Source organism: Pseudomonas sp. R3.Fl (genome assembly GCF_023516765.1).
Lineage (GTDB): Bacteria > Pseudomonadota > Gammaproteobacteria > Pseudomonadales > Pseudomonadaceae > Pseudomonas > Pseudomonas citronellolis.
On sequence record NZ_JAMGSO010000001.1, the window covers coordinates 6,769,173 to 6,783,315 of the forward strand.

At 72.3% G+C, this 14,143-nt stretch carries 11 protein-coding genes; all 11 read right to left on the bottom strand.

All coding sequences use genetic code 11. The features are described 5' to 3' along the window. Nucleotides 1-302: 302 nt before the first annotated feature. From M8R19_RS29940 to M8R19_RS29990, 11 genes are read right to left on the bottom strand one after another with little or no spacing between them, the layout of a single operon-like run. On the bottom strand, nt 303-1,316 hold the full coding sequence (locus M8R19_RS29940; protein WP_249919761.1) for an aldo/keto reductase: 1,014 nt from the start codon (nt 1,314-1,316) through the stop codon (nt 303-305). Between the two features lie 21 nt (nt 1,317-1,337). Next, a complete protein-coding gene (locus M8R19_RS29945) occupies nt 1,338-3,155 on the bottom strand; it encodes an ABC transporter ATP-binding protein (RefSeq protein ID WP_249919762.1) in 1,818 nt (605 codons plus the stop codon). Nucleotides 3,156-3,170: 15 nt separating this feature from the next. Next, nucleotides 3,171-3,710, bottom strand: coding sequence for a GNAT family N-acetyltransferase (locus M8R19_RS29950; RefSeq protein WP_249919763.1), 540 nt, complete (start codon nt 3,708-3,710; stop codon nt 3,171-3,173). Further along, nucleotides 3,703-5,166 (bottom strand): MFS transporter, encoded by a 1,464-nt coding sequence (locus M8R19_RS29955; RefSeq protein WP_249919764.1) that lies wholly within the window; start codon nt 5,164-5,166, stop codon nt 3,703-3,705. Before M8R19_RS29955 ends, M8R19_RS29950 begins: the two co-directional genes overlap by 8 nt. An 11-nt stretch (nt 5,167-5,177) precedes the next feature. Further along, nucleotides 5,178-6,380 carry an acyl-CoA dehydrogenase family protein gene (locus tag M8R19_RS29960; protein ID WP_249919765.1) on the bottom strand — a complete coding sequence of 401 codons (1,203 nt, stop codon included), beginning with the start codon at nt 6,378-6,380 and terminating at the stop codon, nt 5,178-5,180. A 25-nt stretch (nt 6,381-6,405) separates the two neighbouring features. Beyond that, nucleotides 6,406-7,809, bottom strand: coding sequence for an LLM class flavin-dependent oxidoreductase (locus tag M8R19_RS29965; protein ID WP_249919766.1), 1,404 nt, complete (start codon nt 7,807-7,809; stop codon nt 6,406-6,408). Beyond that, nucleotides 7,787-9,445 carry a dipeptide ABC transporter ATP-binding protein gene (locus tag M8R19_RS29970; protein WP_249919767.1) on the bottom strand — a complete coding sequence of 553 codons (1,659 nt, stop codon included), beginning with the start codon at nt 9,443-9,445 and terminating at the stop codon, nt 7,787-7,789. Before M8R19_RS29970 ends, M8R19_RS29965 begins: the two co-directional genes overlap by 23 nt. Beyond that, on the bottom strand, nt 9,442-10,329 hold the full coding sequence (locus M8R19_RS29975; protein ID WP_249919768.1) for an ABC transporter permease: 888 nt from the start codon (nt 10,327-10,329) through the stop codon (nt 9,442-9,444). Before M8R19_RS29975 ends, M8R19_RS29970 begins: the two co-directional genes overlap by 4 nt. 13 nt (nt 10,330-10,342) lie before the next feature. Continuing rightward, nucleotides 10,343-11,401 (bottom strand): NADP(H)-dependent aldo-keto reductase, encoded by a 1,059-nt coding sequence (locus M8R19_RS29980; RefSeq protein ID WP_249919769.1) that lies wholly within the window; start codon nt 11,399-11,401, stop codon nt 10,343-10,345. A gap of 20 nt (nt 11,402-11,421) precedes the next feature. Then, a complete protein-coding gene (locus M8R19_RS29985) occupies nt 11,422-12,768 on the bottom strand; it encodes an LLM class flavin-dependent oxidoreductase (RefSeq protein ID WP_249919770.1) in 1,347 nt (448 codons plus the stop codon). Beyond that, complete coding sequence (locus tag M8R19_RS29990) at nt 12,765-14,141, bottom strand: acyl-CoA dehydrogenase family protein (RefSeq protein WP_249920253.1); 1,377 nt, start codon at nt 14,139-14,141, stop codon at nt 12,765-12,767. The genes M8R19_RS29985 and M8R19_RS29990 overlap by 4 nt, the downstream gene beginning before the upstream one ends. Between the last annotated feature and the right edge of the window lie 2 nt (nt 14,142-14,143).

The window sequence follows — 14,143 nt, forward strand, 5'->3', positions numbered from 1 at the left end:
TAGGAGCGAGCTTGCTCGCTCCTACGAAGAGCACTTCGGCGCGGCTGGGGGACAGTCATTCCTGCGCCCTCCGGCAAACACACGCTCCCGTAGGAGCGGACTCCGTCCGCGATCCATGGCGCCGGCCCTGCCGGCGCAATCGCGGATAAATCCGCTCCTACAGGTAAACGTGCACCCCGTAGGATGGGGATTGCTTCGTGCGATACCCATCCTACGAAGCTACTCATACGGGCGAGCATGGCTTTTCGTAGGAGCGAGCTTGCTCGCTCCTACGAAAAGCGCTTCGGCGCGGCTGGCGTCTGTCATGCCCCGCGCGGGCGGCGGCCGGGGACGAAGTGGGTCGGGTCGTTGTAGCCCGGCGTGGAGGCGTGGCCGGGGGTGACCAGGGCGTCGACGAAGGCTTCGTCCTCGGCGTCCAGGCGCACGTCCAGCGCCTTCAGGTAGTCCTGCCATTGCTCCTCGGTGCGCGGGCCGACGATGGCCGCGCTGACCAGGGCGTTGTTCAGCACCCAGGCGATGGCGAACTGCACCACGCCGACACCACGCGCCTCGGCGTGGGCCTTCACCTTCTGCGCGATCTCCAGGGACTCCGCGCGCCATTCGGTCTCCAGGATGCGCTTGTCCTGGCGCCCGGCGCGGCTGTCGGCGGCCGGCTCCACGCCCGGCAGGTACTTGCCGCTGAGCACGCCGCGGGCCAGCGGGCTGTAGGGCACCACGCCCAGGCCGTGGAATTCGGCGGCGGTGAACTGCTCGGTCTCGGCCTGGCGGTTCACCAGGTTGTACAGCGGCTGGCTGGCGATGGGCCGGGGCACGCCCAGGCGCTCGGCCACGTGGACCACCTCGGCGATGCGCCAGCCGCGGTAGTTGGACAGCCCCCAGTGGCGCACCTTGCCCTGGGCGATGGCGTCGCCGATGGCCGCGACCGTCTCCTCCAGCGGCGTCTGGTGGTCTTCGCGGTGCAGGTAGTAGAGGTCCAGGTAGTCGGTGCCCAGGCGTTTCAGGCTGGCGTCCAGGGCCGCGGCGATGTGCTTGCGGCCCAGGCCGCGGCGGTTCGGCCAGGCGTCCGACGGGCCCATGCCGACCTTGGAGGCCAGCACCCAGTCGTCGCGGCGCGCGGCGATGGCCTGGCCGACGATCTCCTCCGAGCGCCCGTCGTTGTATACGTTTGCGGTATCGATGAAGTTGATCCCGCGTTCCAGCGCCTGGTCGATGATGCGCCGCGAGGCGGCGGCGTCGGTCTGGCCGCCGAACATCATGCTGCCCAGCGCCAGGGGGGAGACCTGCAGGCCGGAGCGGCCCAGGGTTCGGTAGTTCATGTCGCTCTCCGGTTGGGAAATTCAGACCGCCTCGGCCTCTTCCTGGAACAGCCCGTCGGACTGCCGGCTCCACAGGCGGTAGTACTGGCCGCGCTTCTTCAGCAGCTCCTGGTGGCTGCCGTCCTCGACCACGCGGCCCTTGTCGAAGACGATGATGCGGTCAAGGTGCGCCACCGTCGACAGGCGGTGGGCCACCACGATCACGGTCTTGCCCTGCATGATGCTGTCCAGCTGGTCCTGGATGAAGCGCTCGGTGATGGAGTCCAGGCTGGAAGTGGCCTCGTCCATCACCAGGATGGGCGCGTTTTTCAGCAGCACCCGGGCGATGGCGATGCGCTGCCGCTGGCCGCCGGACAGCTTGACGCCGCGCTCGCCCACCAGGGAATCGTAGCCGTGCTCCATGCGCTCGATGAAGGCGCTGGCGCCGGCGCCGTGGATGGCCGCGGCCAGTTCCTCGGCGCTGGCCTCCAGGCGTCCGTAGTGGATGTTCTCGCGGATGCTGCGGTGGAACAGCCCCGGCTCCTGGGGGATCAGGCCGATCTGCCGGTGCAGCGAGTGCTGCGTCACCTCGCGGATGTCCTGGCCGTCGATCAGCACCTGGCCGCCGTCGACGTCGTACAGGCGCAGCAGCAGGTTGAGCAGGGTGGACTTGCCGGAGCCGGAGAAGCCCACCAGGCCGACGCGCTGGCCGGCCGGGATGCGCAGGTCGAGCTGCTCGAAGATCGGCTGGCCGGGGTGGTAGCCGAAGCGCACGCCGCGGAACTCGACGTTGCCCTGGCGCACTTCCAGGCGGCGGGCGTCGGGGCTGTCCACCACCTCATGGGGGCGGATCAGGGTGCGCACGCCGTTGGCGATGTTGCCGGTGGCCTCGAACAGCTCCAGGAAGCGCCGCGACAGGCTGGCCACGTCGTTGATGATCAGCAGCGCCATGCTGGTGGCCATGACGAAGGCGGCGATGCTGATGGCGCCGCTGCGCCACAGCCACAGGGTGAGCAGCAGCATGCCGATCTTCAGGGCCATGCCGCAGCTGTTCTGGAACCAGCGGATCTTCTCCATGTAGCCCAGCGAGCGGCCGGCCGCCGCCAGTTCGCGGTCCAGGTAGCCGGACAGGTAGTCCAGCTCGTGGGAATGCCGGGCGAACAGGCGCACGTTGCTCAGGTTGGTCACCGCGTCCACCACCTTGCCGGTGCTGATGCTGCGCGCCGCGGAGTACTGCTGCGCCAGCGGGTGGCTGCGCCGGGCGAGCAGGAAGGAGATGCCGATGAACAGCACCGACCAGCCCAGCATGAACGCCGCCAGCAGGCCCGAGGCGCTGGCCAGCACCAGGCTCGCCAGGCTCAGGGTGACCAGCAGCGGGATCAGGTCGAAGAGCAGGATGTTCATGGTCTGGTTCACCCCCATGGCGACTTCCGAGACCTTGTGCGCCAGGGCGCCGGCGAACTCGTTGCTGACGAAGCGGTGCGAGTGCTGCTGCAGGTAGGCGTAGACGGTATGGGTGACGCGCGCCCGCTGGCGCGGCAGCACGCGGATGTTGATGGTGTTGGCGCTGCGGGTGAAGACCACCTCCAGGGCCACCAGCACGGCGAAGTCGGCCACCGGCCAGAACAGCGCCTCGGGCGTGCTGCTGGCGTTCACCAGGCGGGTGACCTGGCCCAGGCTCCAGGGGATCAGCACGGTGCAGACCACCGCGGTGATCTGCAGCAGCAGGATCGCCAGGTAGGCCCAGCGGTACTGGCTGACGAAGTGGATGACGAAAGGTACCGGCGCCTCCGGCAGGTAACGGATGTTCCAGGCGTGGGCCTGGCGTTCGCCGGCGGTGTCGTCCGGGGTGTGGCTCATGGCGGGTAGGGTCCTTCAGGCGTGGGTCAGGGGCAGCAGGTAGCGGGTCACCGGGAAGGCCGTGCCGTCCTCCCCGAAGACACGTGAAGTGCTGCTTTGCGGGGTGAAGCCGGCGGCGCGGTAGAAGCGCTCGGCGCGCGCGTTGCCGTCCAGCGCCCACAAGGTGACGCGGGCGAAGCCCGCGGCCTCCAGGGCCTGGCGCGAGGCCAGCCAGAGCGCGTGGCCGATGCCGGCGGACCAGGCCGCCGGCACCAGGTAGAGGGAATAGAGCTCGCCGGTGCCGGGCTCGACGTCGGGGTCGCGGCTGGCGCCGAAGGAACTCCAGCCGACCACCGCGCCCTCGCGCTCGGCCACGCGGATGTCGCGGCTGCCGTTGCGGATGGCGTTGTCGATGAAGTCGACGCGGCGCTGCAGGTTGTCGGCCAGGCCCTGCAGGTAGCTGTCCGGCAGCAGCCCGCGGTAGGTCGCCTGCCAGCTCTGCACGTGGGCTTCGGCGATGGGCCGGGCGTCGCCTGGGCGAACGGCGCGGATCAGCGCGGGAATGGGCTCAGCCATGGGCGGTCTCCTTGGGGCATGCGCTATTGGCGAGCGAGGGCCTGGCGCGGCCGCTGACCGAGGCACCGGCGGCTTCGCCCAGGCGGCGGAACGACAGTGCCGAGGCGGCGCACAGCAGCGCCCCGGCGAGCATCGCCAGGGACAGGTCGGCGACCTGCGGCTGGGCATGGCCCTGGGCGTGCATCACCAGCCCCAGCAGGCTGGCGGCCAGGCCCACCGCCAGGCTCATGGCCAGCTGCATGGACATCGCCGACAGGCTGCTGGCGCGGCTGGCCAGCTCGCGCGGCACTTCGCAGAAGGTCAGCGCGCCGAGGGTGCTGAACTGCAGCGAGCGCAGCAGGCCGCTCAGGTACAGCAGGCCCAGCAGCAGCCACAGGGGCGTGTCGGCGCGCAGCAGGGCGCAACCGACGATGGACAGGGCGCAGAGCAGGGCGTTGCCGACCAGGGTGCGGCGGAAGCCCAGGCGCTGGACGATGCGCACCGAGAGGAACTTCACGCTCAGCGCGCCGGCGCCGCCGGCGAGGGTCAGCAGCCCGGCGTCCAGTGCCCCCAGGCCGAAGCCCAGCTGCAGCATCAGCACCATCAGGAACGGCTGCGCGGCGCTGCCCAGGCGAAACAGGTTGCCGCCCCGGATCGCCGTGGCGAAGGTGGGGATGCGCAGCAGGCCGAGGTCGATCAGCGGTGCCGCGTGGCGCCGGGCATGGCGCCAGTAGGCCAGCGCGGCGCAGGCGCCGGCGGCCAGCAGCACGGCCACCGCCGGCAGCGGCAGCAGGCGGTGGCCCAGGGCCTCGAAGCCGAACACCAGCGCCGCCAGGGCGCAGCCGCTGAGCAGGAAGCCGCGGCGGTCCAGGCGCCGCTGCGGATCGCCCGGGAAGTCGGGGACGAAGCGCAGGATCAGGACGATGCCCAGCGCGCCTATGGGCAGGTTGACCAGGAAGATCCAGTGCCACGACAGCAGGTCCACCAGCAGCCCGCCCAGCGGCGGGCCGAGCAGCGGCCCGACCAGCGCCGGGATGGCCAGCGCGGCCATGTTGCGCAGCAGGGTGTCCGGCGTCGACCAGCGCAACAGCAGCACCTGGCCCACCGGCGCCATCAGCGCCCCGGCGGCGCCCTGGGCCAGGCGCGCCAGGGACAGCTGCAGCAGCGAGGTGGACGCCGCGCAGGCCAGCGAGGCGAGCATGAACAGGCCGATGGCCGCCAGCAGCACCCGGCGCGGGCCGAAGCGGTCGGCGACCCAGCCGCTGACCGGCACGAACAGCGCCACCGCCAGCAGGTACAGCGACACCACCAGGTTCATGCGTACCGCGGCCTCGCCGAAGTCGGCGGCCATCTGCGGCAGCGCGGTGAGCACCGCGGTGCTGTCCAGCAGCTCCATGAACAGCGCGGCGCCGGTGATCATCGGCACCAGGCGGCCGCCGCGCGCCGGGGCATCGGTAGCGGGGAGCAGGGGGCGCATGGCTGCGCCCATCAGAACAGCCCCGAAGTCGGCGGCTCGCTGCCCTTCAGGCGCCAGGCGCCGACCACCGCGGCCTTCCAGTGGCGCGGGTTGTGGTTGGCCAGGGTGCGGGCGTTGCGCCAGTGGCGGTCGAGGTTGTGCTGGCGGCCGGTGGTGGAGGCGCCGCCGACGTCGAACAGCAGTTCGGCGGCCTTGAGCGCCGATTCCACGGCGATGTACTGGGCCTGGGCCACTTCCACCGCGGCGAGGTTCACCGCGTCGTGGGCGAGGCCCGCCGCCCAGGCTTCGTCGAGACGCTCGGCGGCGCGCAGGATCACCGCCTCGGCGGCCAGGGCGCGGGCGGAGATTTCGCCCACGGCGAATTCCACGTAGGGGTCGTCCACCGAGCGTTGCGCGCTGCTGTGCTTGATCGGCCGGGCGTGGTCGCGGGCGAAGGCCACGGCGTCGGTCAGGGCGTTGCGGGCGATGCCGGCCTCCACCGCGCCGAGGAACAGCTGCAGGAATGGCGTGACGATGGAGCGCTGGCCTTCCTCCACCACCCGCGGGCGGATTTCCCCCGGCTGCACCAGCAGGTCGTTCAGGCGCGTGGTGCCGCTGGCGGTGAGGCGCTGGCCCATGGCGTCGAAGTCGTCCAGCAGCTCCAGGCCCTCGCGGTCGCGCGGGACCACGAAGGACACCGGCCTGTCGTCCTCGTCCAGGGCCACCGCGCTGACCCAGTCGGCGTACAGCGAGCCGGTGCTGTAGAACTTGCTGCCGCTGGCGCGGAAGGCCTCGCCGTCGCGGCGCAGGCGCGCGCTCACCGCGCCGTTGGCGCCGCCGATCTCCCAGCCGGCGTTGCCGAACACCTCGCCGGCGAGGAAGCGCGGGAACCAGCGCTGCTGCTCGGCCTGGTCGCCGCGGGCGAGCAGGCCCTCGATGAAGGCGAAGCTGGGGCGCAGCGACTGGGCGACGTTGGAGTCCACCGCCGCCAGGTCGATGACGAACTGCACGGTGTCGCGCACGCTGGCGCCGGCGCCGCCGTATGCGGCGGGGATGCGGAAGCACAGCAGGCGATCGGCGGCCAGGGCGCGCACCTGTTCGTGGGGCAGCTGGCGCAGGCGCTCGCGTTCGGCGGCGCCTTCGGCGATGGCGGCCAGGCGCGGCACGGCGCGGCGGCGCAGCTCGGCCAGGTCGAGGGGGGCGGGGGGCAGGGTGGTTGCGGCGGATGTAGGCATCTTCAGGTCCATCTCGGGAAAGGGATCAGGCCGGCGCCTGGGCGAAGCGCAGCGGCGCGCTGGCCTGGCGCAGGGCCGCCGGGTCGCGGTAGCGGGCGCCATGGTGGTCGTCGGGCAGGCGCGCGTGGCCGGCGCCGAACAGGCGCTCGCGCAGGGTCTCGCCGTCGTTGTAGGCCTCGCGGAAGCGGCCGCGGCGGCGCAGCTCGGGCACCACCAGCTCGATGAAGTCGCGCGCGGTGTGCGGGGTGAGGAACTGGCGCAGGTTGATGCCGTCGATGCCGTCCTCGTCGAGCCATTTCTCGATCTCGTCGGCCACCACCTTCGGCGTGCCGGCGACGAAGAAGCGGCCCTCGTCGAAGCCGCCCAGGCGCTTCACCAGCTGGCCCACGGTGGCCTGCGGGTCGCTGGCCAGCAGCGCCGCCCAGGGCCCGCCGCCGGGCAGCTCGGCCAGCGGCGTGTGCGCCGGGAAGGCAGCCAGGTCGACGCCCGACTGCATGTGCGCCAGGGCGCCGTCGAGGCTCTGCAGGCGCCGGTAGTCTTCCAGCTTGGCCTGCACTTCCAGGTCGTTGCGGCCGACGATCACCGCCGCCTGGACGATGAACTTGATGCCCGCCGGATCGCGCCCGTGGGCGCGGGCGCGTTCGCGCATGTGGGCGATGTTGCGGCGCACCGCGGCCGGGGTGGGGCCGCCGGTGAACACCACTTCGGCGTGGCGCCCGGCGAACTCGGTGCCGGCCGGCGAGCCGGTGGCCTGGAACAGCACCGGGGTGCGCTGCCGCGAGGGCTGGCAGAGGTGCGGGCCGGCGACCTTGAAGTGCTCGCCGACGTGGTCGATGTAGCGCACCTTGGCCGGGTCGGTGTAGATGCGCCGCTGGCGGTCGGCGATCACCGCGTCGTCGTCCCAGGAGCCTTCCCAGAGCTTGTAGAGCACGTCCAGGTATTCGTCGGCGATCTCGTAGCGGCGGTCGTGGGGCACCTCGTCGTCCAGGCCGAAGTTGCGCGCGGCGTTGGGCAGGTAGGAGGTGACGATGTTCCAGCCGACGCGGCCGCGGGTGAGGTGGTCGAGGGTGCTCATGCGCCGGGCGAAGGCGAAGGGCGGCTCGTAGGTGGTGGAGAAGGTGGCGCCGAAGCCCAGGTTGCGGGTCACCGCGGCCATCGCCGGGATGACCAGCAGCGGGTCGTTGCTGGGCACCTGCACGGCTTCGCGCAGGGCCGTCTCGGGGCCGCCGCGGAAGCGCTCGTAGACGCCCACCACGTCGGCCAGGAAGACGCCGTCGAAGGTGCCGTGCTCCAGCAGTTGCGCCAGTTCCGTCCAGTAGTCGATGTCGTTGAAGCGGTGCCGCTGGTTTTCCGGGTGGGCCCAGAGGCCGTGGACGATGTGGCTGACGCAGTTCATCTCGAACAAATTAACGTGCAATGGCTTCGACACGGATGCGGCGCTCCCGGGGTTGCGGCAGGTGGGGAATGGCGCCCAGCAGGGCGCGGGTGTAGTCGTGCTGCGGGCGGGCGAAGACCTCGCGCACCGGGCCGCTCTCGACGATGTGGCCGTCCTTCATCACCAGCACGCGGTCGCTGACGTGGCGCACCACGCCCAGGTCGTGGGAGATGAACAGGCAGGCCAGGCCCAGGCGCTGCTTGAGGTCGGCCAGCAGGTCGAGGATCTGCGCCTGCACCGAGACGTCCAGCGCCGACACCGGCTCGTCGCACACCAGGATTTCCGGCTGCGCCGCCAGGGCGCGGGCGATGGCGATGCGCTGGCGCTGGCCGCCGGACAGCTCGATGGGCCGGCGCTGCAGCATGCCCGCCGGCAGGCGCACCAGTTCCAGCAGTTCGCGCGCCCGCTGCTGGCGCTCGGCGCGGCTGCCGCCGGCCCGGGCCAGGGCCTCGTCGAGGACGCGGGCCACGCTGTAGCGCGGGTCGAAGGAGGCCAGCGGGTCCTGGAACACCACTTGGATGCGGCGTCTCTCGCGGCGCTGGGCGAGGGTGTCGAGGGCGCTCCAGGCCTGGCCGCGCAGGTACACCTCGCCGCTGTCGGGGCGTTCCAGGCCGAGGATCATGCGGGTGAGGGTGGTCTTGCCCGAGCCGGATTCGCCGACGATGCCCAGGGTCTCGCCGGCGCGCAGGGTGAAGGAGGCGTTGGCCACCGCCTGCTGCGCCGCGCCGTTCGGGCCGTGGAAGTGCTTGGCCAACTGCCGCGCCTCCAGCACCACCGGCTGGGTGCCGAGGCTGGCCGGCGGCTCGCTGGCGGCGGGCTGCGGCGCATGGCTGAGGTGTACCGCGGAGGCGGCGCGCAGCAGCGAGCGGGTGTAGGGGTGGCGCGGGTCTTCCAGCACCTGGTCGACCGGGCCTTCCTCGACTATCACGCCGTGCTGCATCACCGCCACGCGGTGCGCCAGGCGCGCCACCACCGCCAGGTCGTGGCTCACCACCAGCATGGCGCGGTTGCGCTGGCGCAGGCTTTCCAGCAGGTCGAGGACCTGCGCCTGGACGGTGGCGTCCAGCGCCGTGGTGGGTTCGTCGGCGATCAGCAGGTCGGGGTCGCAGGCGATGGCCGAGGCGATCAGCGCGCGCTGGCGCAGCCCGCCGGAGAGCTGGTGCGGGTACTGGCGGGCGCGCAGCTCGGCCTCGGGCACGCCCACCGCGCGCAGCAGGTCGAGCACCTTCTGCTGGCGCCGCTCGCGGTCCAGGGACGTATGCAGGCGCAGCGGCTCGTCGATCTCGCGGCCCACCTGGCGCAGCGGGTCCAGCGAGCCGAGGGCGTCCTGCATCACGAAGCCGATGCGCGAGCCGCGCAGCTCGCGCCACTGGCGGCCGCCGAGGTTCAGCAGGTCCTGGCCGTCGAAGGCCAGGCGCCGCGCGCGGATCTGCGCGCCGGCGCCGGTGAGCCCGGCCAGGGTGCGCGAGGTGACGCTCTTGCCCGAGCCGGACTCGCCGACCAGGGCCAGGCATTCGCCGGGGTAGAGGCTGAAGGACACCTGCTGCAGCACCGGCTGGGCGCGGCCGAAGGCGACGTCCAGGTCGGCCACTTCCAGCAGCGGGCGGAACGGGTTGATCAGGGTGGTCATGGGCGTTTGCCCTCGCTGTAGCGCAGCAGGGCGCGGCCGAGCACGGTCACGGCGACCACGGTGAGGGTCACCGCCGTGCCCGGTGCCGCGACCAGCCACCAGGCGTTGGAGAGGAAGTTGCGGCCGACCGAGAGCATCGAGCCCCATTCGGGCGCCGGCGGCGGCGCGCCGAAGCCGAGGAAGCTCAGCGAGGCGCCGGCGGCGATGTTGGCGCCTATGCCCAGGGTGGCCAGGATCAGCACCGGGCGGATGGCGTTGGGCAGCAGGTGGCGCCAGATCACCGCCGGCCGCGACAGGCCCAGGGTGACCGCCGCCTCGACGTAGGCCGCGCCGCGCACCACCTTGGCCTGGGCCCGCACCAGGCGGGCGTAGCGCGGGATGCCGGCGATGCCCACGGCGAGCATGGCGTTGACCAGCCCCTGGCCCCAGAAGGTGATGATGACCAGGGCCAGCAGCAGTTCCGGGAAGGCCAGCAGCACGTCGATGCCGCGCATGGCCGCGGCGTCCAGCCAGCGCGGCCCGAGCCCGGCGGCCAGGCCCACGGCGATGCCGCCGAGCAGGCCGATGGCGGTGGCCGCCAGGCCCATCAGCAGCGATGGCCGGGCGCCGTGCACCAGGCGCGCGAGCACGTCGCGGCCGTTCTCGTCGGTGCCCAGCCAGTGCGCCGCGCTGGGCGCCTGGAAGGCGTGGCGGGCGCTGGCCAGCAGTGGGTCGGTGGCCACCAGCCAGGTCGGCGCCAGGCTGGCGAGCACCAGCAGCGCCAGGAACACCCCGGCCAGCGTCAGGCCCGGGCGGGCCAGGGCCGCGCCGAGGAAGGCGGGCAGCAGGCGGCGCCGCGACGGCGCGGGCAGCAGGCGGGGCAGTGCGGTCGACGGACCGGCCATGGGCGTTCTCCTGTCAGGGCGCCGGGTTCGGCAGGCGCGCGTGGATGGCGTCGATGGCGGCGAGCGCCTCCGGCGTCAGCTGCAGCTCGGCGGCGTCGAGGTTCTGCGCCAGTTGCTCCAGGCTGGTGGCGCCGTTCAGCGCGCTGGCCACGAAGGGCTTGGCGATGACGAAGGCCAGGGCCAGTTGCGCCGGCGCGAGGTCCAGCTCACGGGCCAGCTCGACGTAGGCGCGGGTGGCCTGCTGCGCCTCGGCGCTGGCGTAGCGGGCGAAGCGGCCGTAGGCGGAGCCGGCGCTCAGGCGCGCGCCGGCCGGCTGGGCGCCGTCCAGGTACTTGCCGGTGAGCACGCCGAAGGCCAGCGGCGAATAGGCCAGCAGGCCGATGCGCTCGCGGTGGCTGAACTCCGCCAGGCCCGTCTCGTACTGGCGGTTGAGCAGGCTGTAGGGGTTCTGCACGCTGAGGATGCGCGGCAGGCCCAGGCGCTCGGACTGCCTGAGGAACTCGGCCACGCCCCAGGGTGTTTCGTTGGACAGGCCGATGTGGCGCACCCGCCCGGACTTCACCAGCTCGGCCAGGGCAGTGAGGGTTTCGCCGATGTCGTCGCTCTGCTCGTCGTCCACCCAGGGGTAGTCGCGGGTGCCGAAGAAGTTCGTGCTGCGGCTGGGCCAGTGCAACTGGTAGAGGTCCAGGTAGTCGGTCTGCAGGCGGTCGAGGCTGCCGTCCAGGGCGCTGCGCAGGGGGGCCAGGTCGAAGCGCGTGGCGCCGTCGCGGATGTGCTGCATGTGCCCGCTCTGGCGCGGCGGGCCGACGATCTTGCTGGTCAGGACGATGTCCTGGCGGCGTTTGCTGCGCGCAAGCCAGGTGCCGATGAAGCGCTCGGTGTCGCCCCAGGTGTCGGCCCGGGACGGGGTGGGGTACATCTCGGCGGCGTCCACCAGGTTGACCCCGCGCGAGAGCGCGTAGTCGAGCTGGCGGTGGGCGTCGGCCTCGCTGTTCTGGTGGCCCCAGGTCATGCTGCCGAGGCCGATGACGCTGACCTTGAGGTCGCTGTTGCCGAGTGGGCGGTAGTTCATGCCGGTGGTCTCTCGCAGGTTCAGGCCGAAGCGGCCGCGGGTTGTTCGTAGCGGCTGGCCGGGTAGGGCAGGCCGAGGTGTTCGCGCAGGGTGCTGCCCTGGTATTCGTGGCGGAACAGCCCGCGCTGGCGCAGGCGCGGCACCACTTCGTCGACGAAGCTCTCCACGCCCGAGGGGAAGCTGTCGGGCATGATGTTGAAGCCGTCGGCGGCGCCGGCGAGGAACCATTCCTCCAGGCTGGCGGCGACCTGCTCGGGGGTGCCCACCAGCAGCCGGTGGCCGACCAGGATGCGCCGCGACAGCTGGCGCACGCTGAGGTTCTCGGCGCGGGCCAGGTTCAGCTGGGCCTCGAGGAAACCGTGGGAGCCCTTCTCGAACTCGTTGACCGGGCCGATGCGCTGCCAGGGCAGCGGCGCGTCCGGGTCCAGCTCGCTGGCGTCGATGCCGATGCGCTGGGCGATCTGCCGCAGCAGGCCGCCTTCGCCCAGGTAGCTGTTCAGCCGCTCGAAGCGCTCCAGGGCCTCGGCCTCGGTGCTGCCGATCACCGTGGACAGGCCGGGCATGATCTTCAGGTGCTCGGGGTTGCGCCCCCACTGGCGGGCGCGCTGCTTCATCTCGCGGTAGAAGGCCTGGCCGTCGGCGAGGGTGGTCTGGGTGGTGAAGATGGCGTCGGCGAAGCGCGAGCCCAGGGCCTTGCCGCCCTCCGAGGAGCCGGCCTGGAACAGCACCGGGCGGCCCTGGGGCGAGCGCGGCACGTTGAGCGGGCCCTTGACCGAGAAGTAGCGGCCGACGTGGTCGATGGCGTGCACCCGGGCCGAGTCGGCGAAGCGCCCGGAGGCGGCGTCGCCGAGGATGGCGCCGTCTTCCCAGCTGTCCCACAGCTTGAGGGTGACGTCGACGAACTCCTCGGCGCGGGCGTAGCGGTCCACGTGCAGCGGCGCGCCGGCCAGGCCGAAGTTCTGCGCGGCGGCGTCGCCGGCGTTGGTCACCACGTTCCAGGCCGCGCGGCCGCCGCTGATGTGGTCGACCGAGGCGATGCGCCGGGCCAGGTTGAAGGGTTCGTTGTAGGAGCTGGACGCGGTGGAGATCACGCCGATGCGCTGGGTGGCCAGGGCCACCGCGGTGAGCAGCACGGTGGGCTCCAGGCGCCCGGCCGGCTGGCGGCCGACGTCGCCGGCCAGGGCCGGGCCGTCGGCGAGGAAGATGGCGTCCAGGGTGCCGCGCTCGGAGATGCGCGCGATGTTCTGGTAGTAGCCCACGTCCAGGTAGGCGGTGGGCGGCGCCTCGCCGGTGCGCCAGGCCGCGGCGTGGGCGCCGAAGCCGAGGATGTTCATGCCGATGCTCATTTGCCGCTGTGCGTTGCTCATGCCGGGGTCTCCTCGGTGCCAGGGGCTTGCTGTTGCGCGGCCTTGGCGGCGGCGAAACGCTCGCTCCAGGCCTCGCTGGGAAGGGTGCCGTTGAGGTGGTAGTCGCCCAGGTAGGCCTCGCGCAGGATCGCCGGGTTGTGCGAGGCCAGGGTGCGGGCGTTGCGCCAGTGCCGGTCGAGCCGGCGGCCGCTGCTGGTGGCCGAGGCGCCGCCGACCTCGAAGAGCAGGGTGGCGGCCTCCAGCACCTGGGGCAGGACGATCTGCTGCGCCTGGTAGGCGTGGATGTCGGCCTCGGCGTACAGCTCGCGGCTGGCGGTGCCCGCGCGGTGCGCCTGCCAGGTGCGTTCGAGGGTGGCCGAGACGGCTTCCACCAGCGCCTCGGCGGAGAACGCCAGGCTGCCCAGGCGGCCCACCACGCGCTGCACCAGCGGGTCCTGGCGCGGCTCGGAGCGGCCGGGGATGCCGAAGGCGCGGGTGCGGCCCTGGACGAAGGCGACGGCGTCGCGCAGCACCGCCCGGGCGATGCCGGCCAGGGTGGCCAGGTGCACCTGCTGGTAGAAGGCGGTGATGTAGCTGTCGCTGCGCCCTTCGCCGAGCTTGAAGCGGCGGAACAGTTGGTGCTCCTCGACGCGGACCTTGTCGAAGCGGGTGGTGCCGCTGCCGGTCAGTCGCTGGCCGAAGCCGTCCCAGTCGTCCAGGCGGGCGACGCCGGGCGCGTCGGTGGCCACGGCCACGGCGACGTGTTCGTCGCCGTCGCTGGCCGACACGGCGATCCAGTCGGCGTAGAGGGTGCCTGTGCAGTAGTACTTCTCGCCGTCCAGCAGCCAGTGGTCGTCCTCGCGGGTGAGGGTGACGCTGTTGCCGGTGACTTCGCTGCGCTCGGCCATGGCCGCGCCGAACAGCTCGCCGCCGACGATGCGCGGGAACCAGTGCTGGCGGCTGGCTTCGTCGTCGTCGTTGAGGCGGCCTTCGACGAAGCCGAAGTGCGCGCGGAAGATCTGCGGCAGGTTGGAGTCGGCCTCGCCGAGGCGGCGGACCAGGCGGAACAGCTGCGGCAGGCTGGCGCCCAGGCCGCCGTAGGCCAGGGGAATGCGCAGCGCGCCGAAGCCGGCCGCGCGCAGCCAGGCCACCGGCTCGTAGGCCAGCTCGCGCTGCTGCTCGCGCTCGATGGCGCCGGCGGCGATGCGCTGGAACACCGCTTCGAAGCGTTGCAGCAGGGCGTTGTCGTCGGGGTGCGCCGGCGCACTCGCGGCGGCGGGAAGGTCGTCGGGGAAGATCATCGCGGTGTCCTCGGGGCGGGCGATGGAAGGGGGCGGCGCCTCGTGGGCGTCGAACAGTTGGCGCAGCTGGGCCAGGGCGATGCTCGCGGTCATGC